Below are 20,384 nucleotides of genomic sequence, written 5' to 3'. Positions count from 1 at the left end.
GTGCTTAACCGAAGTTCTGAGATTATTTGCTAACTTTGTTGAATGGCTGAAAAGTGGTGGCATTTTTGCACAGAACTACATATAGCCCAAACGTTGGCAGCAAGGCTGAAAAGACTAACAGACAATAAAATTCTTTGATTGATATGTCAGAAAGAATAAATATTTATCAGATGTACGTTAAGAACAATTGCAGATTAGGGTTTTATGTAAGAAGAGATTCTTGGCGCTTGGACAGACATGCAAAAGTTGTAGAGATTCAATGGGTTGAAGACGGCAAAATGATTAAAGGAAACCCACCTTACTTTGGTGGGTTTAAGAACCCGCCAGGACATCCAAGAGAAGGGAAAATAATGGGGCCAAGACTTGTTACTCTTCAGGCTGATTGGCTCGATGGTGGCAAGATGGTCACGGATTGTGGTGTCAACTATTCGTGGACTCAAGTGTATCCAAATGAAATATAATGTGATTGATTTCTTGAAACATCTTGATTGGGATTCCTTTTGGCTAAATTTTCTTGTCGGACTAATTTTCTTTATTTTAAGTATTCCCGTAGCAATTAAGATTATACCATATTTTACAATCAGACAACTACGGAATAAAAACAAGAAATATATTCTGAGAAAGACATCATATGTAATCCAAGAGATATGCGAGTATCTTAGTCTGATGCCGTTTAAAGATGATGAACTACATAGACATCAAGTTGCCATTTTTACATCCAAGAAAGATTTAAAGAACCATAGATTTGTAGGACTTCTGAATATTAACGTTTTCAACCCCATCGTTTATCCTAAAGTCCAGTTGGTTGTCGCTGATTATTTTAAAAATTTATCAATTAATGAAGGCTTTGACCTCTTGACAAATGAAAAGAACAGAATTTCAATTTTCAGAGAAAAATTAGAAAGAATAATTGAAGTACATTCATTGCACATAGATGAAAACACAATATCAAATATTAGTGAGTTGTGCCTCGACATAAGATCATTTGAAATTGAATTTGAATTTAACTTCGCAATTGATGATTTGATTGAAAAGGGAGTTACCGAACGGGTTGGTGTATTTGGCGTTATGAACTTGGCAAAACTCTATGAAAAAACATTGATACTTATGAAAAACTTAATTGATAAGAAGCACTTTGAGACTGAGACAAAACTTAAAAAATGAAAGCCCAGCTGCCAACAAAGAACTGAGTCAAAAACCAACTAAAAATTCATTTATTTTTGGCAATATGCTTCTTGGCATTGTTGAACTGGAAATAAATCGACGATAGGAGATTTATTTCCAGTTCAACAAGCTATAATCATTTCATTTTTAATCATTTATTTTTTTAAAACTGACCGATGCTCCGCATCGAAAGGTTTTTTTGACTTAACAATAGCAAAAGCTTGTTTTAAAAGTTTATTTTCCACAGCTAATAGTGCTAACTTCTTACTCTTTCCTTTTTCTACCAATCTGTCGTAGAGTGCTTTACAGGCCGGATTGTATTTACATGCTGAAAAAGCACATAAAAATAATAAATATCTTAGTTTTTTATTTCCTACCTTACTAATTCTACTCTTACCTCTAACACTACTCCCTGAAGTACGCTGCGTTGGTGTTATTCCTGCATAACAGCACAGTTGGGAAGCAGTCTCAAATTTCTCAAAACCACCTGTTATAACTATTAAAAACAAAGCTGTCTTTACCCCCATTCCTGGTATACTTTTTAATAATGTCAATTGTTCCTGCTGATCTAACTTTACTAACTTTAAAAGCTGTTCCTCTAAATGATTTATTTCTTTCTGAAGATTTTTTCTCACTCTGTTTAGCGAGTGATATACAGCTTTTGATGGTCTACCTAAAGCTTCCTCTCCCTGTTGTTTGTTCTTTATTGCTGTCAACTGTTTCTGGTAAATATCTAACAAACTAAAGAGCTGAAGACACTCTGCTTGTGTTTCATCTACATGACTGTAAACAGGAACAGTGTTAACTTGTGCGTACTCACAAATGGCTTTTGCATCTGATTTATCTGTCTTTGTTTTTGCTAATTTCATTTGAATGAAACGTTTTACTCACAGAGGATTGACAACTGAGCAGACAATGGAATGTTGTGATAAAAACTGGGCAAGACGGTAATGGTAATAACCTGTCGCTTCCATCACTACAAGGTCTTCTGAAGTAAGATGCTCTAGAAACTTTGAAAACCCTCGGGCATCATTACCATACTGGCTATGATTGTTATCTTGATCTACTACATCAAAATAATCTTTACTAATGTCTACTCCGAAAATTTTACTATTTTTATCCATAATATTTATTTTATGAAAGGTAAATCTATCTGATACTTAACATCTTAAAATCGAGATCTAAAGTCTCATAGAACTGAACAAGATTTAGATAGAAAAGCAGCAGGGATTATCATTGTTGACGAAGTAAAATCTTCAACAGCTATATTAACCTTATTCTGCTGCTTTATGCCTTTCTGATTAATGTTCTAAAATTAGTTTATTTTAAAAAAATCAAACTTAAGACGGCTATAAGTAATTGCTTGTTCTCGCCTACTTCTGAAAATCCTCGCGGATTTTCAGTTTGGTGTATACTTGCAAAGTTAAGTGCTAAACCACGCAACTACTCATAGCCAAACCGTTGGCAGTAATCCCTCCTAGATTTGTAGAAACTTTAGTCCCTCGGCTAACTTAAAATGAGTAAATTTGGATTGAAAATTGAAATGTTGAATAAAATATAAATAACTGATTTACAGTGATATAATTTTACGTTAGTCAGAATCAAAATAAAACTTATGAACAACAGAATTGGACTTACATTATCTGGAGGTGGAATCAGAGGGATTGCACATTTAGGCGTGTTGCAATATTTAGATGAGCTAAACATTAAACCGTCTATAATTTCAGCTACAAGTGCAGGATCACTTGTCGGCGTTTTTTATGCTGCAGGTTTTAGTCCAGAAGAAATATTTGATATAAGCAAAACCGAAAAATTTTTTAATCGCAATAGTTTGTTGATTCGCAATGGAGGTTTGTTTTCTCCAGAAGTGTTCTCAAACATTGCTAAAAAGTACATCCCTCATGATACAATTGAGAAATTAAACATTCCCATATATATTACAGCAACAGATCTTACCAATGCAAAATTGGTGGTGTTTTTAGAAGGCTCTATTGCCTTTGCGGTCAAATCTTCTTGTTGTGTCCCTTTGGTTTTTCAACCCGTTGAATACAATGGTTCTTTCCTTACAGATGGTGGTTTGTTAAACAACCTGCCCGTAGATTTGATAGAAACTAAATGTGACAAAGTAATAGGAGTAAATGTCAATTCCATTTCAAAAATGGAAGGAAAAGTAAGTTATCAAAGAATTACTGAACGTACCATTCAAATAGTAATAAATAAAAATGCCGAAGATAAAAAAAACAAGTGCGATGTGTATATAGCTCCACCAGGAATGGAGAAATATAAAATTTTTGACTTTAAAAAAATGGATGAAATTTATCAAATAGGATACACCTGTGCCAAAGATTATAAAGATGAATTATTAAAATTATAACGTTGAAAAAAAAGATGAAATAATAAATCCATCAAGGCTGTAAATTAAACTCTGTCTAATATTTATAAATTGTAATCCTTAAATATTAGATAATAATGCGAATCAAGGGTTGAAATAAGTATAAATTTTAAATCATCAAGAAATTCATTTTTTTTTTTTTGACTTTTTTATGTTTATTCATTGGTCTGCAACTGCTTCTCCAAAACTTTCAACTGATCTCGATATTTTGCAGCTTGCATAAAGTCTAATTCTTTAGCCGCGTGTTCCATATTTTTTCGGGTTTTAGTCATTTGCTTTTTAAGGTCTTTTTTGCTCATATATTGCATTTCTTCTTCAGCAGCTTTAAGACTTTCTTCGGTTTCTACAGGGTCGTTTTGCAACACTTTTTCTTTATACAAAACTGACTTTAAGGACTTCTTTAAGGCTTGAGGTGTGATGTTGTGTTTTCGGTTAAACGCCATTTGTTTTTCACGACGATATTCGGTTTGATCAATGGTTTTTTGCATACTGTCCGTGATTTTGTCAGCATACATAATAGCTTTACCTTCAAGATGTCGAGCTGCACGACCGATGGTTTGCGTCAACGTTCGATTACTTCTCAAAAAACCTTCTTTATCAGCATCGAGAATGGCAACAAGTGAAACTTCTGGTAAATCTAAACCTTCACGCAACAAATTTACACCAACCAAAACATCAAAAATTCCTTTTCGCAAATCCGTCATAATTTCTACACGTTCTAAAGTGTCAATATCAGAATGGATATAGCGGGTTTTGATATCCACTCGACTCAAATATTTGGTCAATTCTTCTGCCATTCGTTTGGTTAAGGTTGTGACTAAAACCCTTTGGTCTTTTTCTACACGAACGTGAATTTCTTCAATCAAATCATCAATTTGATTTTCACTCGGTCGCACTTCAATAGTCGGATCCAATAAACCTGTAGGTCGAATCACTTGCTCAACATAGACGCCTTCGGTTTTTTGCAACTCATAATCTGCTGGCGTAGCACTTACATAAACCACTTGGTTTTGCAAGGCTTCAAATTCTTCAAGTTTTAAAGGTCGATTATCCATTGCTGCTGGCAATCTAAAACCGTATTCTACTAAGTTTTCTTTTCGAGAACGGTCACCGCCAAACATGGCACCAACCTGTGGAATGGTCACGTGACTTTCATCTACCATCATTAAATAATCATCAGGAAAATAATCGAGTAAACAGAACGGTCGTGAGCCTGGACTTCTACCGTCAAGATAGCGTGAGTAGTTTTCAATGCCTGAGCAATAGCCGAGTTCTTTAATCATTTCTAAATCAAAATTGGTGCGTTCTTCAATTCGTTTGGCTTCAAGCGGTTTGCCTTGATGTTTAAAGAATTCAATTTGCTTGCCCAAGTCTAAAGCAATTTGGTCAATAGCCGAATTTAGTCTTTCTGGTGAGGTTACAAAAATATTAGCTGGATAGATATTCAAGCGTTCATAGCGTTCTAAAATCTCGTGAGATTGCACATCAAAAGCTTCTATTTCTTCTATTTCATCACCAAAAAAATGAATACGATAAGCAATATCTGCATAACCTGGAAAGACGTCAACGGTGTCGCCTTTGATTCTAAAATTTCCTCGGGTAAATTCTGCTGTTGTTCGCGAATACAAACTCTGCACCAAGCGTTTTAATAATTCGGTTCTTGAAATTTCTTGGTCAACTTCTATAGTGATGACATTTTTTTGAAACTCTAAAGGATTTCCAATACCATACAAACAACTTACCGAAGCCACCACCAACACATCTCGACGACCTGACAATAAAGATGAGGTCGTGCTTAATCGCAATTTTTCTATTTCTTCATTAATGGATAAATCCTTTTCAATATAAGTGTTGGATGATGGAATAAAAGCCTCGGGTTGATAATAATCGTAATAAGACACAAAATATTCCACTGCATTTTCAGGAAAAAATTCTTTAAACTCGTTGTAGAGTTGAGCCGCCAAAGTTTTATTATGTGCCAGAACTAAAGTTGGTTTTTGAACATTCTCTATCACATTGGCCATGGTAAAAGTTTTGCCAGAGCCCGTTACACCCAAAAGGGTTTGATAGCGTTCATTAGCCTGCAAACCTTGAGTCAGTTGAGCAATGGCTTGTGGTTGATCGCCTGTGGGTTTAAAATCGGATTTAAGATTGAATTTCATAACTACAAAATAAGTAAATATTTAGTTGGAATGTTGAATTCTTAACTTAAATTCACGTTTTATTAAATGCTGTTGATGATAGCGGTTTTATTGTTGCTATTGATACTATGGTTGCTATGGTTGCTATGGTTGCTTTTATAACTTATAACCTTATAAGCCAACTTTTAACTTCACAAAAATAGAAATGATAAACTGTCCAATTTCAAATTAAATATGCTGGACGAAATCAAAACATATCATTTAATAATACGTTAAAAAACATTATTTTGTTTAATTATTAAATACATTTGTTCAACAAAATAGAGAATTAATGACAGACGCTATATTTGCTAATGGATGTTTTTGGTGCACGGAAGCTGTATTTCAACGGCTTAAAGGTGTTAAAAAAGTTCGCTCTGGTTTTACTGGTGGCGATATTAAAAATCCTGCCTATCGTGAAGTAGTGATGGGCAATACAGGTCATGCAGAAGCTATTCATATAGAATATGATGAAAGCATCATTGATTACGAAGTTTTGCTCTATGTCTTCTTTTCTACACACGACCCAACTACATTAAATCGTCAAGGTTACGATATTGGCACGCAATACCGCAGTGCAATTTTTTATACAAGTGAACAACAAAAACAAATCGCTGAACGTCTTATACAACAACTCAATTCAAAAACCTTTGATAATAAAATTGTTACAGAACTCAAACCTGCGTCAGAATTTTATGAAGCCACTCCAGAACATCAAGATTTTTACAATCAAAACACAGAATATCGCTACTGCCAATTAGTTATTGAACCTAAATTAAAAGTGCTAAGAGATAAATTTTCACCCTACTTAAAATCGTAGCCAAATTATGCATTAGAACATTATTCGCCATTATTCGAGCGACAATATTCCCACATTAGACGTGAGATGTCTCGTATCTTGTTCCGAAAAATATTTCTTTTTTTTGAGGAATCCCGAGGCCGCTGATATAATACACCAACTATTTTATTGAAAAACAAACTGTTATAATGATTAGATCATAAAATCAATAACACATAAGTTATATTTAGATTAAACTTTTTTAAATTTTGGTCATCTAAAGTTTATATTAGCTCCATAAAATTTTACCCATGCGATATTTTAAAGCTTTTTCGTTTTCAATTCTTTTTCTTTTAAACATTTCTATCCTTGTAGCTCAAGATAATTATGTTGAACAAAATTATACAAAAACTGAAGTCGATATTCCGATGCGAGATGGCATAAATTTGCATACCACAATTTATTCCCCAAAAGATACGTCGCAAGATTTTCCTATTTTGATGCAACGCACACCTTACAGTTCAAGACCTTATGGCGAAGGTGAACTCAAAAAACGCATCGGTCCCAATGAACATCTAATGAAAGAAGGCTACATCGTTGTATATCAAGATGTGCGTGGCCGTTGGATGAGTGAAGGTGTTTATGACAATATGCGTGCTTATATTCCTAATAAAAAAGGCAAACAAATCGACGAAGCCAGCGATACTTACGACACCATAGAATGGCTCGTCAATAATGTAGAAAACAACAATGGTAAAGTTGGCGTTTGGGGAATTTCCTATCCTGGGTTTTACTCCACTTACAGCTTGTTATCCAATCACCCAGCTTTGACTGCGGTTTCTCCACAAGCACCAATTGGTGATTTTTATTTTGATGATTTTCATCACAACGGCGCTTATCTTTTAAGCTATTGGTTAGCCACAACCGTTTTTGGATATATGAAAGACGAGCCAACTGACAAGGCTTGGTATGCCGATAAATTTCCAAATATTGGCACTCAAGATCAATACCAATTTTTCTTAGAAAATATGCCCTTGAGTAAACTCGATAAATTTTATGGCGAAGACAATGTGTTTTGGCAACAACTGAAAGAGCATCCAAATTATGACGAGTTTTGGCAATCGCGTGGCATTATTCAACATCTTGATGAAATTGATATTCAACCTGCTGTAATGACTGTTGGTGGGTTGTTTGATGCTGAAGATTTATACGGACCATTACACACCTATTCCGAAATTGAAAAACACAACGACTTTTATAATATTTTTGTGTTTGGTCCTTGGAGCCACGGACAATGGGCAAGTACAAGAACAAGACAAGCCGTTGGTAATGTCTATTTTGGTGATGATATTTCAAATAATTACCAAAAGGACATTGAAACGCCGTTTTTCAACTACTTTTTAAAAGATAAAGGTAACGTAGATGAATTGTCTGAAGCCCAAATATTTGATACGGGCAAAAAAGAATGGAACGCCTATCAAGTTTGGCCTCCACAAAACACGACTGAAATAACATTCTTTTTAGGCGAAAACCAAAGTTTAACATCAACGGCAAATCCCAAGTTCAAAAACACTTTTGTGAGTGATCCTAAAAAACCAGTGCCTTATTCAGAAGACATCAAGGTAGTTTTTACACCAAGAAAATATATGACTGACGATCAGCGATTTGCTGCACGCCGACCTGATGTTTTGGTGTATGAAACTGAAGTTTTAGAAGAAGATATGAAGTTTGTCGGTGACATTATAGCCAACCTCAATGTCTCAACAACCGGCACAGCTGCGGATTGGGTGGTGAAAGTGATTGATGTTTTTCCTGCCGATGCCAAAGACACGGAAGAAGTACAAGACCATTTAAAAATGAGTAATTACCATATGATGGTCAGAAGCGAAGTGATGCGTGGTCGTTTCAGAAACAGTTTTGAAAAACCAGAACCCTTTCAACCGAACAAAAAGACTCAAGTCAATATCGAATTACAAGACATCAACCACACTTTTAAAAAAGGTCACAAACTTCAAATTCAAATTCAAAGTTCGTGGTTTCCATTAATCGATATGAATCCGCAGACTTATGTGGATAATATCTTTAAAGCCAAAACAGAAGATTTTCAAAAGCAAACGCATACTGTTTTTGGGGATTCTAAGATTGTGTTTTATGAGGTAAAATGATTGGTTTAAAATAAACAAGCTTGCAAGATACTGTAAAACACTCGTAGAGTTAAACAGGATTTTAGTTTGGTGTGCAAAATATTAAGTCATTTACATTCAGACTCCCAGTAAGCCAATAATATAGGATATGTTTTTAAATTAGTTATATTTGTAAAAAGCCAAAAGTTATGCTTGATTATAAATCTATAATTAAAAGAAATCCAAATAAAAGATTTGGTAAGCCTTGTGTAAGAGATACCAGAATAACTGTATTTGATATACTTGGGTGGTTAGCCTCTGGAATGACTTTTGATGAAATTATTTATGATTTCCCTGAATTGACCTTTGAAGATATAAAAGCTTGTTTAGCCTATGCAGCCGATAGAGAACATAAACTTCAGCATGCCTCATGAAATTGCTTTTTGATCAAAACATTTCTTTTCGAATCATAAAAATACTGAGTGACCTATTTCCTGATTGTAAACACGTATCTGATTGTGAATTAATGAATAGTGAAGATACTGATATTTGGGAATATGCCCGTAAAAACGAGTATTCTATCGTCACATTTGATTCGGATTTTTATGACATTAGTCTAATAAACGGACATCCTCCAAAAATTATATGGATACGATCAGGTAATTCGACTACCAAGGAGATTGCAAAGTTAATGATGCAAAATAAGAATACGATTGAGAAATTTCTAAATGATGAAAATTTCAAGGATTTGTCATGCCTTGAAATTGAATAGAATTATAAAACATCATCTGTAATTTCTTTTAAGGATTTTGGAGATACCTGTGCGTTTTCAATGCGGAAAAGTAAGAGTTCTTCAAGTTTATTCCAATCCCTCTGCTCATCTACAGCATTGGGATTTATGAGTTTATCAAGAATAAGGTCTTTGATAGACTTTCCTTGTAAGGCTGCCAAGGCTTTAATTTTTTGGTGTTGTTCGGAGGATATTTCAATGCTTAATCTGCTCATATTATAAATTTACACAAATTGTACATTTGTGTAAAATTTTAAATTTTGAAGATATCAAATTTAAACTAAAGAATAAATACAAGACTAAACTAATACTGTAGAAACTGTTAAAATCTACTATAAAACTCTAACCGCCTTTATATTTCAACTGAAGCCCAAGCAGAAAATTCCTCAGGTATTGGTCCATCAGTTCTTTGTATTTCGGATGATCCGGGCGTCTTAAAAAGGAACTTAATTCGTGTTTGCTAAGTGTTTTACCTGCCAATTTAAACAGTTCTAAAATCTCATCGGACTTGAGTTGATAGGCGATTTTAAGTTTCTTCAGCACATCGTTATTGGTCAAGCTGGTTTCAATGACTGGTGTTTTTCCATCTTTTTCTCCCCGATATGAGACGATAAGCCCGTTCAAAAAAGCCGCCAAATAGCGATCGTTAAGTGCTGCAAATCCGTCATCATTATCGCTTTTTAACCACGCACTGACATCAGACCTGCTCACTGTAACATCTACAAGTTCAAAAAAGGAAATCATTTCCGCATCTGAATAATTAAAAGTATAGCGCAGCCTTCTTAATACGTCATTATTGGTCATAAGATCTTTGGTTTCTGACTGCAAATGTACTCAAGCTGCCTTGCAAACAGCTACGTTCATTTAAAATACTTGAAATTTAAGATCGTAATTTCAAAACTTTAATGAATTCATTAGGAGTATTATATGCACCCATAATAATTTCAATTCAAAACCTGATTGAAATCCCTACATTTGCATTTTATTTTAAAAATGACATCAAAACCTCATACTGTAGATATTAGAGTCAATCCTGAAGTGGCTCATAACACAAAAGAACTCAAAAAAGTACTCGCTAAAAAAATCGGAGTGAGTGAAAAAAATATCTCAGCCTTTAAAATTTTAAAACGCTCAATAGACGCCAGATCAAGACAAATCAAATATCAAATCAGATTGGCTTATGCTTTAAATAATGAACGTGTCATTTGGGAAGATAATCAAGTTAGAAATTACAAACAAGTTACAGAGAAGTCTAAACAAGTTTTGGTTATAGGAAGTGGACCTGCTGGACTTTTTGCTGCCCTTAAACTTTTGGAATATGGCTTAAAGCCAATTGTTGTTGAGCGCGGAAAGGACGTCAGATCCAGAAGAAGAGATTTAGCTAAAATCAATAAAGAGCATATCGTCAATCCAGAATCTAATTATTGTTTTGGTGAAGGTGGAGCTGGAACCTATTCAGATGGTAAATTATACACACGATCTGGTCATAAAAAATCTATAAACGCTGTATTGCAAACTTTTGTTCAACACGGCACCAGTCAGGATATACTTGTTGACGCTCATCCTCATATTGGTACCAATAAATTACCAAATATTATAACTGCAATAAGGGAAACAATTCTCAATTATGGTGGTGAAATTCATTTCAATACCAAACTCACTGACTTTATAATTAAGGATAAACACATCCTTGGTATTGAGGTCAATTATAAAACAAATATGTATGCCGATGCTTGTATTTTAGCCACAGGCCATTCAGCAAGAGATATTTTTTATCTTTTACACGACAGAAAGATAAAAATAGAATTCAAACCTTTTGCAATGGGTGTGCGGGTAGAACATCCGCAATCTTTAATAGATCAAATCCAATACAAAACCCCAAATCGAGGTGAATACTTACCGCCGTCAGCCTATAGTCTGGTAGAGCAGGTAGATAACAAAGGCGTGTATTCTTTTTGTATGTGTCCTGGCGGAATAGTGGCACCCTGTGCAACAGCAGATGGCGAAGTAGTGACTAATGGTTGGTCGCCGTCTAAGAGAAATAATCCTTACGCCAATTCTGGAATAGTCGTTACAGTTGATGATGAAGTACTCACAGGTTTTGAAGAATTTGGCGCTTTAAAGGGTTTAAAATTTCAAGAACACATAGAGAAAAAATCTTGGCAACTCGCCGGCGAAACTCAAAGCGTGCCTGCCCAAAGGCTTCAGGATTTTTTAGCCAAAAGAAAATCTGTATCAATACCGAAAAACTCTTATTTCCCCGGAACCACTTCGGTTGAAATGGATGAGATTTTTCCAATAGCTATAACTAAAAGACTGCGCGAGGGTTTTAAAAAGTTTAGCCAAAAAATGAAAGGCTTTGACCATAAAGATGCGGTCATTTTAGCACCCGAATCCAGAACATCTTCACCTGTGAGGATACCAAGAGATAAAGAAACTTTACAGCATATAGAATTCAAAAGTCTTTTCCCTTGTGGAGAAGGCGCAGGTTATGCCGGTGGAATAGTATCTGCAGCTATCGATGGTGAACGCTGTGCTGATGCTGTATTTAAATACATTAAATCTGAAAAAAAATACAGTAATTAATTCTACAAGGTCTTAATCGAACAGACAATCGCTTTGGTCGATGTGGTTTTAGGTTTTTCTCCAGCCAATAAAGCGTCAACGGCATTTTCGACATATTTTTGCTTTACAGCACTCGCATCCCTAACTTTAGAAAGTTAAAAAATATTCTTGAAATAGAATTTTTATATTTACCTTTCTTAAAAATAACATTATGAGATTTAAATGGATTGCCTTGTTGTTAGTGCTAATTATATCATCAAGTTTTGTGTCAGATAAACCTGCTTATCAACTCTTTGATGAAAAAGGAAATAAAACGAACTACAAAACATTACTTCAAGAAGTTAAAAAAGCCGATATCATTTTATTTGGCGAATTACACAACAATCCTATCAATCATTGGTTGCAATATGAGTTGACCAAAGATGTTTATGAGCAAATCAACGAAAATCTAGTTCTTGGTGCAGAAATGTTTGAAGCGGACAATCAGTATGTTTTAGATGAATACCTGTCAGGAAAATTTGATTACAAAACGCTTAAAAACGAAATTAAACTTTGGACTAATAATAAAACCGATTATCAACCCTTAGTTGATTTTGCATTAGAACATCAACTCAAATTTGTTGCTACCAATATTCCAAGACGATATGCCAATATGGTTTATAAAAATGGATTTGAAGTCTTAGATAGTATTAGCGTAGAAGGCAAAAAATATTTCGCCCCTTTACCCATAAGTTATGATGCTGAATTGCCTAATTATAAAAAAATGACTGAAATGGCTCACGGCCACGGTGGCGAAAATTTACCCAAAGCACAAGCCATTAAAGATGCAACGATGGCTCATTTCATACTTAAAAGTTGGGAAAAAGGACAAACATTTATTCATTACAACGGCACCTATCACTCTAATAACTTTGAAGGCATAGCGTGGTATCTTAAAAACAAAAAACCAGAACTCAAAATTATTACTATTGGTTCAGTTGAACAAGATAGTATTAACACCTTAACAGAAGAAAATAAAGGCATTGCCAATTTTATCATTTGCACGCCTGAAAGTATGACAAAAACGCATTAGTGAATTAAATTTAAAAATATAACTGATGTTCTATTTAGGATTTTAACATAGAAAACAAAGTTAAACTTGTGATTTTTTGGAGTAAACCAATACATAACTTTTGTTGAAAATTACTTAATGCCAATATATTATGAGAATTAGTAAATTAACGATGTAGCTTTAGTGAATTTGAGAACAATGTTTTATTGAAAGAAATGAACCGGATTAAACAATTACAAATTCTCTGAAATTATCACGATTAATAAGCTTACTTTCAGCATTATAGGTTTTTAAAAAAGTTTTTTAAGAACTTCAGGTTTTCTAATTTTGGCATGTGCTAAAATATCCTTATATAAATAGCTGTTGATTAGATTTTTTAATACTTCCTTTTCTTCACCTTTTTTATTATTAATGACTTCTAAATACATCCCATAAATAAGTCTATTTTCTAAATCTTGTTTTGATTCTAAATAACCAACGTGGTTTTCATATTCTTCCCAACTTATAGGAAAAAGCTCATATTCCCATTTTCTTCCAGTTAAAGGTTCATTGAGTTCATTAAATAAATTAAACGATGATGAACCACTTATCCATAATTGCAGATCTTTAAACTGATTGGTTATAATTTTTAAAGTCAAGCTTATATTTTTAATGCGTTGAGCTTCATTCCCCATATCAAGAAACTCGATTAATTTCTATTGCTAACGATGCCGATAAAATATTGGTTATTATTTTTGTAATGATCCTTTGTAAGGCCGATTTTTCAAATGGTGCTTGAGATAGAGCCCGTGCGCTCATTCTGGTTGAAATGTAAAAAAGCTCCGACTCTTCTCAGGGCTTTGTTGATAATTTCAGTGGTGGCTACGATAATTCGCAGACCCCGTTCAGAATAATTTTCAATACAAAAATACATTTCCTTAGGATCTTTTTTGTTTAATACTTAAATATTTTTCAATTATGGCAAGAAAGAAAAAGTTAGAAATGGAAATTGTAAACCAACATGCAGCAGGTATTGACATTGGAAGTCGGTCTCACTTTGTAGCAGTTGGACAAGCCCTAGAAGATGTAAAAGAATTTGGGGTTTATGCAGAAGATCTTACTGCAATTTGTCAACACCTAAAAAGCTATGGCATTACCTCAGTTGCCATGGAAAGCACAGGAGATTATTGGCAAAATCTTTTTACAGAACTCATCAAGCATGATTTTGAAGTTATTTTATGCAATGGAAAATTTACCAAACACGCAAAAGGTAAAAAAACAGATGTTAAAGATGCAAGATGGATTCAAAAACTGCATGCATTAGGTTTGCTTACAAGTAGTTTTTTGCCTGACCAGCAGACTGAAATACTTAGAACTTATGCACGTCAGCGAGGCAATATTATACATCAAGCAGCGGCAGCTTCAAGAAAAATGCAAAAGTACCTTAAGTTTTTAAATTTTAGACTTGATGTTGTAGTTAAAGACATTTGTGGTCTTACAGGTCTTAAAATCATAGAAGATATTTGCAAAGGAAATTTAGACCCTAATGAACTTGCTAAGCATCGGCACTACAATTGCCGAAAGTCTGAGGCAGAAATAGCAAAAGCCCTCCATGGCAATAACAGGGAAGACTTTCTTTTTGGGTTAAAACAAGAATTTCAAACTTATCAGTTTTTACAAAAACAATTAAAGGCTTGCGATAAACAGATAGACCAATTCATAAAAAAGCATCTTGACACAAATCCAGAATTAAAAAAACTAAAAACCAATCCAAAACCTTATAAAAGAGAAAATAAGAATGCTCCCAAAATAAAGGATTTTAATCAAGTAGCTTATCAGTATTTTGAAGGTGTGGATCTGCTTGCCATTGAAGGCGTAAGTCATGCTACAATACTTAGTATTATGGCCGAGATAGGTCCGGAAGGATTTAGAAAGTTTAATTCTTCAAAAGAATTTGTCTCTTGGTTAAGACTAGCACCAAACAACAAAATATCAGGCGGTAAAGTGCTTAGTTCAAAAGTTCCTAAAGGGAGTAATAGATTAAAAATAGCATTACGACAAGCAGCTAATTCTATTGGAAATTTAAAAGATACACACTTGTCTGATTTCTTTAAGCGTGTCGCATTTAGAAAAGGAAGACAAGCAGCAGTAAGCGCAACAGCAAGAAAATTGGGTGTAATCATATGGAATATGGTTACAAAAAAAGAACCTTATAAACCGCCAAAAGAATATCTATTCCTCGATCAAAAAAGAAAGTTAGGCATAGCCAAAAGAATGAGGAAACAAATCGCTAAATTTGGATTAACTAATGAAGATTTAGGCTTAAATGCAAATATCTGTAAAACAGTAACTTAATTTACGTTAGTCAGAATAAAAAAAACATCCTGCTAGTAAAAAGAATATTTGATTTTTTAAAATTAAAAAGTTAATATTTAGTTAAAAAAAATACTTTTATTATTTTTATATTTATATTTAAATTCATTATTTTGGTTACGATGTCGAATTTCAAATATATTTATTTAAAGATAAAAAAAGGTAAGGTTTTTTGCCTTGTTCAACTTTTATTCTTTTTGGTTTTTTTTACTAGTAATGGTCAGAACAACTTCAAAAATATTGAAAATTTTAAATCAGGAACAACTCTTATATTTCAAGATTGCGAAATAGATAGTATTTACTCTGGAGATACTGGAGAAAATGTTACGTGGGATTTTTCTAAACTTAAACCTAAGAAAAATAAAATTATAGAAGAAATAGTAAATTCCAGAAAGGTACCAGAATCTAAAAACTTCCCGAAGTCTAATCTAGTTGAAAAATATTCAAATGGAGATTACGTTTTTCTAAACAAAGATAAAAATAAAACTTTCTTGGTCGGTTTTATTAGTAATGAACATAATTTAGAAATTTCATATACAAAACCAATGTTGATTGCCCAAAGACCATTCTCTTATGGTGATAAATTAGGTGAGAATTATAATTCATCTTATAATGTAAATGGATTAAATTTTTCTGGCAATGGAAATGTAACAATTGAAGCGGATGGTTACGGAACGCTTATTCTTCCAGATAGAAAAATAAATGATGTATTAAGAATAAACATAACTCAAAAACAAGAAAATAAGGTCGAGCAGTACAATTCCACAAGTGAAATGTTAACTACTACTTATGTATGGTTTGATAGAACTCATAATTCTGCTCTTTTGAAAATTACACAAACAAAATCTCAATATCATTCGGAAAAACAAATTGAATACCTTTTAAAAGAAACTTCTAATTAAAAGTTTAAATATATTATTAACTCTAAAAGCATTTGTTATGGAAAAGCAGACTTATCAATTACCGGCAGACAAAAATTTGGAAATTATAAAAACTCAACTTGAGTCAAAACAAGAGTTTCAATCCTTATTAAAACGTTTCGAAGGAGAAGGATTCGAATTTATTTTTTCAAGGTCAAAAGCGTTTATGACTTTTGATAATACTGTAGAGAATAATCCCAATCCATCTTTATTTTGTATAATTCCGAGTCTCGTGCCTTTAGATTTAGATAGAGATGAGAATCATAAAGCAATTGGGATAATAGCGTTTATAAATAACGATAGGTATGCATTTTTAGCAACTGAAGTTTTAGTAAATCATAAACCTTTTGTAATAAGCAATTATAAGTTACATTATTTAACAAAAGAAAATGAGGTTGACCTCATGTTTGAGGTTAATAGAGATGAATTAGAACAATATGACATTAAAGAACTATCTGAAAGAATAAAAGATATAGGTCTAAAGGAGGAAAATAATATTAATGCTGGTATTGTTCCCGAAGATTTTAATTTTATTATATATAATAGTCTTAGCGAATTTCTTAATGATAAATACACAGAAGGTTATCCTAGAAATTATAAAGAAAGTATGCTATTAGAAACCTCATTAGTTGAGAAATTTTCATTAGCAATAGCTACCAAAACACAAACATCTGCGATTAAAGCTTCTTGGTGTTGTAGTTGTACTTGTTGTAATGGTTGTACAACAACTTCAACATCATTCACTTTAAGTCTTTCAACAGTAGCAGAAATTGAAAAATAAATGATCAGATATCCATACATAGAAAAAAATGAGATACTTAGTAATCTTAATGAAATAAATTTTGACATTAATTTATTAATTGAATTATTTAATGGTAAAAATTCACTTGAAAATATATATACCGAACTATTATCTAAAAATTTTGAATTAAGTAAGATAAATTCACTTTTTGTCTTACTTAATTCAAAAAATTTAATTAAAGATAAATTAATATTAAAAAGTGATGTCTTAAGTGAACAAAAAATTGATAAATATATTAATCAGATAAAGACTTTTTCACTTTTTTCTCAAGAAGAAAAGCAAAACAGCTACTTTGACTTATTATATGGTCTAAGTTGTCAAGAAAAATTGTCTAAATCTAAAATTATTTTACTAGGTGATAGTAATTTAATTACTAGCCTTAACGACAAATTGCGTCTAATTGGTATAAATGACATTAAAGTTACTGAAGAATTTTCATTTAATATAGAAGCTGATTTATTGATATTTAATTTTGAGAAATACAATGAAAACTTATTAATTGAAGTTTTGCAATATTGCAATGATAACAATATCTCTTTTCTTCCTGTAATTAATAATAATTTTGGTTTAGAAATTGGTCCCTTTTACTTATCAAATGAAACTTCGTGCCCTTTATGCTTAATTGATAGAAAAAAAGCAGTTGTTGGTGAAAATTATTCAGAAAATAATCCTAATCTATTCTTCAACATTAGTCTTGGTTCAGATATGATTATTTTAGAAGTAATTAAAAATTTAACTGGAATAGCTCCTATTAGTCTTAAAAATAGAGTCGCACACCATAATTTCTTGAGTGGACTAATTAAATATCATCCAGTTCTGAAAAACCCTAGCTGTAAAATTTGTAGCTCAAATCCTCTAAAACCAAAAAGAAAATTATGGCAAGGGATAATTTAAACATTGAAGATTTATTTAGTCGAGTAACAGGTTTAGTAAATTTTATTGCTGAAACTGAAAATTCATTATTAGACCCTGATGTATTTGTATTAGCATCTGATTTATGTGATACCTCTAAAATTGGTTTTTCAAATAATATGGGTTCGAATGGTTCTGGAGCTGGTTTAACCTATAATGATGCATACTATTCTACTCTAGGAGAATGTGCTGAAAGATATGCATTGAGTGTTATAGATAAAAGATGTTTAGTTTTTGGATCGTATGAAGAACTACATAAAAAGTATAATTTAATAAACCCTGATGATTGGAATTTATTTTCTGATAATCAATTTCTATCAATACCATTCAAAAAATTTACTAAAAAGAGTCTTATTTCTTGGGTCTTATCAAGTGATTTATTAAATAAAAAGGAAATATATGTACCTGCTTGTTCTGTTTATTTACCTTTCAAAAGATCCTTTGAAGAAAAAGGTGAAGTGGTATTATATCCTTCAGTATCAACGGGAGCTTCTTGTGATGGTAACTTAAATTATGCCATCCTAAAAGGAATATATGAGTTAATTGAAAGAGATACTTTTATGATTTGTTGGAGAAACAAATTGAAAATACCTCGATTAATAATAGACGAAAATTCAAAATTATTTGATACTTATATTAAAAACTTTAAAAGAAAAAATTTACGTTATGAACTTTTTTATACAAAAATGGATTTAGACGTCCACAGCGTATTTGGACTTGTATATAAAACTGACAATGATTTAAATGAAAATCCAGAAGTTTATTGTGGAGGTGCTTGTCATCATGATATAAATATTGCCGTAAAAAAAACTTTGCTAGAAATGGTTCAAGGTTTAAAATGGGGTGAGTTTTCTAAAGACGAAATTTTTAAAGTTAAAGATGACTTTTCTAATATAAATTCCTTCAAAGACAGAATGTTATTATACTCCACAGGAGATTTTAATCATGTTTTTGAATTCTTGTACAATGGTCCTAAATTAAATATTTCAGATTTAGACAATAAAAATATGAATTCAGTAAATGATAGTTTACAACATATTTTTAAAGAATTAAGTAATAATGATTTAGACTGCTATGCCTGTGATGTCACATCAGTAGATATTAAACAATGTGAATTAAACGTTGTGAAAATATTAATTCCTCAGTTTGAAACAATGGAGGGAGATTTTAGATTTCCTTTTCTCGGTAATTCTAGATATAAAAAAATACCTAAGAAACTAGGATTGAAAACAGAAGAAAACATATTTCCACATCCTTATCCTTAAAATTAAAAAAATGGAAAATAATTATGAATTTAATGTATATCACGAAAGCTCTAAATTGAGAGAAAATGATATTGAATTATATTCTTGGATAGGTTTGATAAATTCTGACACTAAGATAAGAAATGTGATATCAAAACCCTATTTAAGTGCTGGTAGTAAGAATAATGAAGTTTCATTACCTGATAATAACAATAAAAATCAAACATCACTCCAAGAATCAATAGTCACACGTAGATCAAATAGAAATTTTGATGGTGAAGAATGTGAATTAGAAGTTTTTTCTGATATTCTAAAATATTCTGCAAAAGAAAATTCTATAATGAAATATGATGATGGTGTAAATTGGGCTTTTAGACCTTATCCTTCTGGTGGTGGTTTATATCCAATTGAAATTTATGTATATGTTAATAATGTGCAGAAGTTAGATAATGGAATTTACTACTATAATCCAAAGAGACACTCTCTATCAGAAATAGAAAATATAAATTTAATTGAGAAATTAGAATCTGCGATGCCTACTCTGGAGAATGAAATAAAAAAATCATCCTTCATAGTTTTTTTGGTTTCGAACATGAATAAAATGTCATTTAAATATATGGAAAGATCTTATAGGTTTGCTCTTTTAGAGTGTGGTCATCTCGCGCAAAATATATTGTTACTTACTAATTCTTATAACCTAAAATCTTTTCCTGCAGGTGCTTTTATTGATGATAAGGTTAACAACTTTTTAAACCTAGATACTTCTCATTCTAACATACAATATATTATTTTAAATTCTTAACTTTTTATGAAAAAAATTTGGATGATTGGCGGTTTGTTAATCGCTGGACTAATGGCAGTAGGTTTTTTTATTGATAAATTGGTTCAGAAAGATAATTTGTTTATTATCATGGGTTTTGGCTTAGGTCTTATATTTATGGCCTTACTAATATTTATAAAACATAAGGACTAAATCTAGAAAAATCTAATTATTTATTTTTAAAGCCATTGATATTTATAATACCTCGACAAATTCGGACCATTGTTTAAGTTGAAAATTTATTAACTTTAAACAATGAAAAATATGAAAAAATCAAGAAGAAAATTCACA

20 protein-coding genes and 1 pseudogene are annotated in these 20,384 nt (G+C 32.2%); 16 read left to right on the top strand and 5 right to left on the bottom strand.

What is annotated here, in order from left to right; all coding sequences use genetic code 11:
* Window positions 1-143 precede the first annotated feature (143 nt).
* Both ACSSV5_RS11630 and ACSSV5_RS11625 read left to right on the top strand, forming a co-directional pair.
* Window positions 144-461, top strand: coding sequence for a hypothetical protein (locus ACSSV5_RS11630; protein WP_454245999.1), 318 nt, complete (start codon window positions 144-146; stop codon window positions 459-461).
* Between the two features lie 205 nt (window positions 462-666).
* Window positions 667-1,164 (top strand): hypothetical protein, encoded by a 498-nt coding sequence (locus tag ACSSV5_RS11625; RefSeq protein WP_454245998.1) that lies wholly within the window; start codon window positions 667-669, stop codon window positions 1,162-1,164.
* Between the two features lie 155 nt (window positions 1,165-1,319).
* Here ACSSV5_RS11625 and ACSSV5_RS11620 read toward each other — a convergent pair.
* Window positions 1,320-2,288, bottom strand: a pseudogene (locus ACSSV5_RS11620) (IS110 family transposase).
* A gap of 491 nt (window positions 2,289-2,779) precedes the next feature.
* On the opposite strand from ACSSV5_RS11620, the gene ACSSV5_RS11615 reads away from it, so the two are divergent.
* Window positions 2,780-3,538, top strand: a complete 759-nt coding sequence (locus ACSSV5_RS11615; RefSeq protein WP_454245997.1) for a patatin-like phospholipase family protein — start codon at window positions 2,780-2,782, stop codon at window positions 3,536-3,538.
* Window positions 3,539-3,711: 173 nt separating this feature from the next.
* Here the strand turns inward: ACSSV5_RS11615 and uvrB are convergent, their stop codons facing one another.
* Window positions 3,712-5,718 carry an excinuclease ABC subunit UvrB gene (gene uvrB / locus ACSSV5_RS11610; RefSeq protein WP_454245996.1) on the bottom strand — a complete coding sequence of 669 codons (2,007 nt, stop codon included), beginning with the start codon at window positions 5,716-5,718 and terminating at the stop codon, window positions 3,712-3,714.
* A 310-nt stretch (window positions 5,719-6,028) separates the two neighbouring features.
* Here uvrB and msrA point away from each other — a divergent pair, with 310 nt between their 5' ends.
* From msrA to ACSSV5_RS11590, 4 genes are all read left to right on the top strand, one after another.
* On the top strand, window positions 6,029-6,556 hold the full coding sequence (gene msrA, locus ACSSV5_RS11605; RefSeq protein ID WP_211065722.1) for a peptide-methionine (S)-S-oxide reductase MsrA: 528 nt from the start codon (window positions 6,029-6,031) through the stop codon (window positions 6,554-6,556).
* Window positions 6,557-6,825: 269 nt separating this feature from the next.
* Window positions 6,826-8,679 carry a CocE/NonD family hydrolase gene (locus tag ACSSV5_RS11600; protein WP_454245995.1) on the top strand — a complete coding sequence of 618 codons (1,854 nt, stop codon included), beginning with the start codon at window positions 6,826-6,828 and terminating at the stop codon, window positions 8,677-8,679.
* Window positions 8,680-8,846: 167 nt separating this feature from the next.
* Window positions 8,847-9,071: a DUF433 domain-containing protein gene (locus ACSSV5_RS11595; RefSeq protein WP_454245994.1), complete on the top strand. Its 225-nt coding sequence runs from the start codon at window positions 8,847-8,849 to the stop codon at window positions 9,069-9,071.
* Complete coding sequence (locus ACSSV5_RS11590; RefSeq protein ID WP_454245993.1) at window positions 9,068-9,409, top strand: DUF5615 family PIN-like protein; 342 nt, start codon at window positions 9,068-9,070, stop codon at window positions 9,407-9,409. The genes ACSSV5_RS11595 and ACSSV5_RS11590 overlap by 4 nt, the downstream gene beginning before the upstream one ends.
* Before the next feature lie 2 nt (window positions 9,410-9,411).
* On the opposite strand, the gene ACSSV5_RS11585 is transcribed toward ACSSV5_RS11590, so the two are convergent.
* Window positions 9,412-9,642, bottom strand: coding sequence for a hypothetical protein (locus ACSSV5_RS11585; RefSeq protein WP_454245992.1), 231 nt, complete (start codon window positions 9,640-9,642; stop codon window positions 9,412-9,414).
* Window positions 9,643-9,769: 127 nt separating this feature from the next.
* Window positions 9,770-10,231 (bottom strand): DUF1456 family protein, encoded by a 462-nt coding sequence (locus tag ACSSV5_RS11580; protein WP_454245991.1) that lies wholly within the window; start codon window positions 10,229-10,231, stop codon window positions 9,770-9,772.
* Window positions 10,232-10,420: 189 nt separating this feature from the next.
* Between ACSSV5_RS11580 and ACSSV5_RS11575 the strand changes: the two genes are divergently transcribed.
* Both ACSSV5_RS11575 and ACSSV5_RS11570 read left to right on the top strand, forming a co-directional pair.
* Window positions 10,421-12,013, top strand: coding sequence for an NAD(P)/FAD-dependent oxidoreductase (locus ACSSV5_RS11575; protein WP_454245990.1), 1,593 nt, complete (start codon window positions 10,421-10,423; stop codon window positions 12,011-12,013).
* A 190-nt stretch (window positions 12,014-12,203) separates the two neighbouring features.
* Complete coding sequence (locus tag ACSSV5_RS11570) at window positions 12,204-13,064, top strand: ChaN family lipoprotein (RefSeq protein WP_211065716.1); 861 nt, start codon at window positions 12,204-12,206, stop codon at window positions 13,062-13,064.
* A 269-nt stretch (window positions 13,065-13,333) separates the two neighbouring features.
* On the opposite strand, the gene ACSSV5_RS11565 is transcribed toward ACSSV5_RS11570, so the two are convergent.
* A complete protein-coding gene (locus ACSSV5_RS11565; protein ID WP_211065715.1) occupies window positions 13,334-13,717 on the bottom strand; it encodes an AAA family ATPase in 384 nt (127 codons plus the stop codon).
* A 283-nt stretch (window positions 13,718-14,000) separates the two neighbouring features.
* On the opposite strand from ACSSV5_RS11565, the gene ACSSV5_RS11560 reads away from it, so the two are divergent.
* The 7 genes from ACSSV5_RS11560 to ACSSV5_RS11530 all read left to right on the top strand — a co-directional run bounded on the left by ACSSV5_RS11560 (window position 14,001) and on the right by ACSSV5_RS11530 (window position 20,246).
* Window positions 14,001-15,377, top strand: coding sequence for an IS110 family transposase (locus tag ACSSV5_RS11560; RefSeq protein ID WP_454245989.1), 1,377 nt, complete (start codon window positions 14,001-14,003; stop codon window positions 15,375-15,377).
* 140 nt (window positions 15,378-15,517) lie between these two features.
* Window positions 15,518-16,297, top strand: coding sequence for a hypothetical protein (locus tag ACSSV5_RS11555; protein WP_454245988.1), 780 nt, complete (start codon window positions 15,518-15,520; stop codon window positions 16,295-16,297).
* A 37-nt stretch (window positions 16,298-16,334) separates the two neighbouring features.
* Window positions 16,335-17,096, top strand: a complete 762-nt coding sequence (locus ACSSV5_RS11550; RefSeq protein WP_454245987.1) for a hypothetical protein — start codon at window positions 16,335-16,337, stop codon at window positions 17,094-17,096.
* Window positions 17,097-18,011 (top strand): hypothetical protein, encoded by a 915-nt coding sequence (locus ACSSV5_RS11545; RefSeq protein WP_454245986.1) that lies wholly within the window; start codon window positions 17,097-17,099, stop codon window positions 18,009-18,011. It abuts the gene before it with no gap.
* Entirely contained in the window at window positions 17,993-19,294 is a 1,302-nt protein-coding gene (locus ACSSV5_RS11540) for a YcaO-like family protein (RefSeq protein ID WP_454245985.1), read from the top strand. Before ACSSV5_RS11545 ends, ACSSV5_RS11540 begins: the two co-directional genes overlap by 19 nt.
* A gap of 10 nt (window positions 19,295-19,304) precedes the next feature.
* On the top strand, window positions 19,305-20,075 hold the full coding sequence (locus tag ACSSV5_RS11535) for a SagB/ThcOx family dehydrogenase (protein ID WP_454245984.1): 771 nt from the start codon (window positions 19,305-19,307) through the stop codon (window positions 20,073-20,075).
* A gap of 6 nt (window positions 20,076-20,081) precedes the next feature.
* Window positions 20,082-20,246 (top strand): hypothetical protein, encoded by a 165-nt coding sequence (locus ACSSV5_RS11530; RefSeq protein ID WP_454245983.1) that lies wholly within the window; start codon window positions 20,082-20,084, stop codon window positions 20,244-20,246.
* Window positions 20,247-20,384: the final 138 nt, after the last annotated feature.

Source organism: Psychroflexus sp. MBR-150 (assembly GCF_053628795.1).
This window is presented reverse-complemented; position numbering and strand designations above follow the sequence as displayed.

Coding starts and splice junctions, on each gene's coding strand:
- ACSSV5_RS11630 (WP_454245999.1), top strand. CDS start 144: ATGTCAGAAAGAATAAATATTTATCAGATGTACGTTAAGAACAATTGC.
- ACSSV5_RS11625 (WP_454245998.1), top strand. CDS start 667: ATGCCGTTTAAAGATGATGAACTACATAGACATCAAGTTGCCATTTTT.
- ACSSV5_RS11615 (WP_454245997.1), top strand. CDS start 2,780: ATGAACAACAGAATTGGACTTACATTATCTGGAGGTGGAATCAGAGGG.
- uvrB (WP_454245996.1), bottom strand. CDS start 5,718: ATGAAATTCAATCTTAAATCCGATTTTAAACCCACAGGCGATCAACCA.
- msrA (WP_211065722.1), top strand. CDS start 6,029: ATGACAGACGCTATATTTGCTAATGGATGTTTTTGGTGCACGGAAGCT.
- ACSSV5_RS11600 (WP_454245995.1), top strand. CDS start 6,826: ATGCGATATTTTAAAGCTTTTTCGTTTTCAATTCTTTTTCTTTTAAAC.
- ACSSV5_RS11595 (WP_454245994.1), top strand. CDS start 8,847: ATGCTTGATTATAAATCTATAATTAAAAGAAATCCAAATAAAAGATTT.
- ACSSV5_RS11590 (WP_454245993.1), top strand. CDS start 9,068: ATGAAATTGCTTTTTGATCAAAACATTTCTTTTCGAATCATAAAAATA.
- ACSSV5_RS11585 (WP_454245992.1), bottom strand. CDS start 9,642: ATGAGCAGATTAAGCATTGAAATATCCTCCGAACAACACCAAAAAATT.
- ACSSV5_RS11580 (WP_454245991.1), bottom strand. CDS start 10,231: ATGACCAATAATGACGTATTAAGAAGGCTGCGCTATACTTTTAATTAT.
- ACSSV5_RS11575 (WP_454245990.1), top strand. CDS start 10,421: ATGACATCAAAACCTCATACTGTAGATATTAGAGTCAATCCTGAAGTG.
- ACSSV5_RS11570 (WP_211065716.1), top strand. CDS start 12,204: ATGAGATTTAAATGGATTGCCTTGTTGTTAGTGCTAATTATATCATCA.
- ACSSV5_RS11565 (WP_211065715.1), bottom strand. CDS start 13,717: ATGGGGAATGAAGCTCAACGCATTAAAAATATAAGCTTGACTTTAAAA.
- ACSSV5_RS11560 (WP_454245989.1), top strand. CDS start 14,001: ATGGCAAGAAAGAAAAAGTTAGAAATGGAAATTGTAAACCAACATGCA.
- ACSSV5_RS11555 (WP_454245988.1), top strand. CDS start 15,518: ATGTCGAATTTCAAATATATTTATTTAAAGATAAAAAAAGGTAAGGTT.
- ACSSV5_RS11550 (WP_454245987.1), top strand. CDS start 16,335: ATGGAAAAGCAGACTTATCAATTACCGGCAGACAAAAATTTGGAAATT.
- ACSSV5_RS11545 (WP_454245986.1), top strand. CDS start 17,097: ATGATCAGATATCCATACATAGAAAAAAATGAGATACTTAGTAATCTT.
- ACSSV5_RS11540 (WP_454245985.1), top strand. CDS start 17,993: ATGGCAAGGGATAATTTAAACATTGAAGATTTATTTAGTCGAGTAACA.
- ACSSV5_RS11535 (WP_454245984.1), top strand. CDS start 19,305: ATGGAAAATAATTATGAATTTAATGTATATCACGAAAGCTCTAAATTG.
- ACSSV5_RS11530 (WP_454245983.1), top strand. CDS start 20,082: ATGAAAAAAATTTGGATGATTGGCGGTTTGTTAATCGCTGGACTAATG.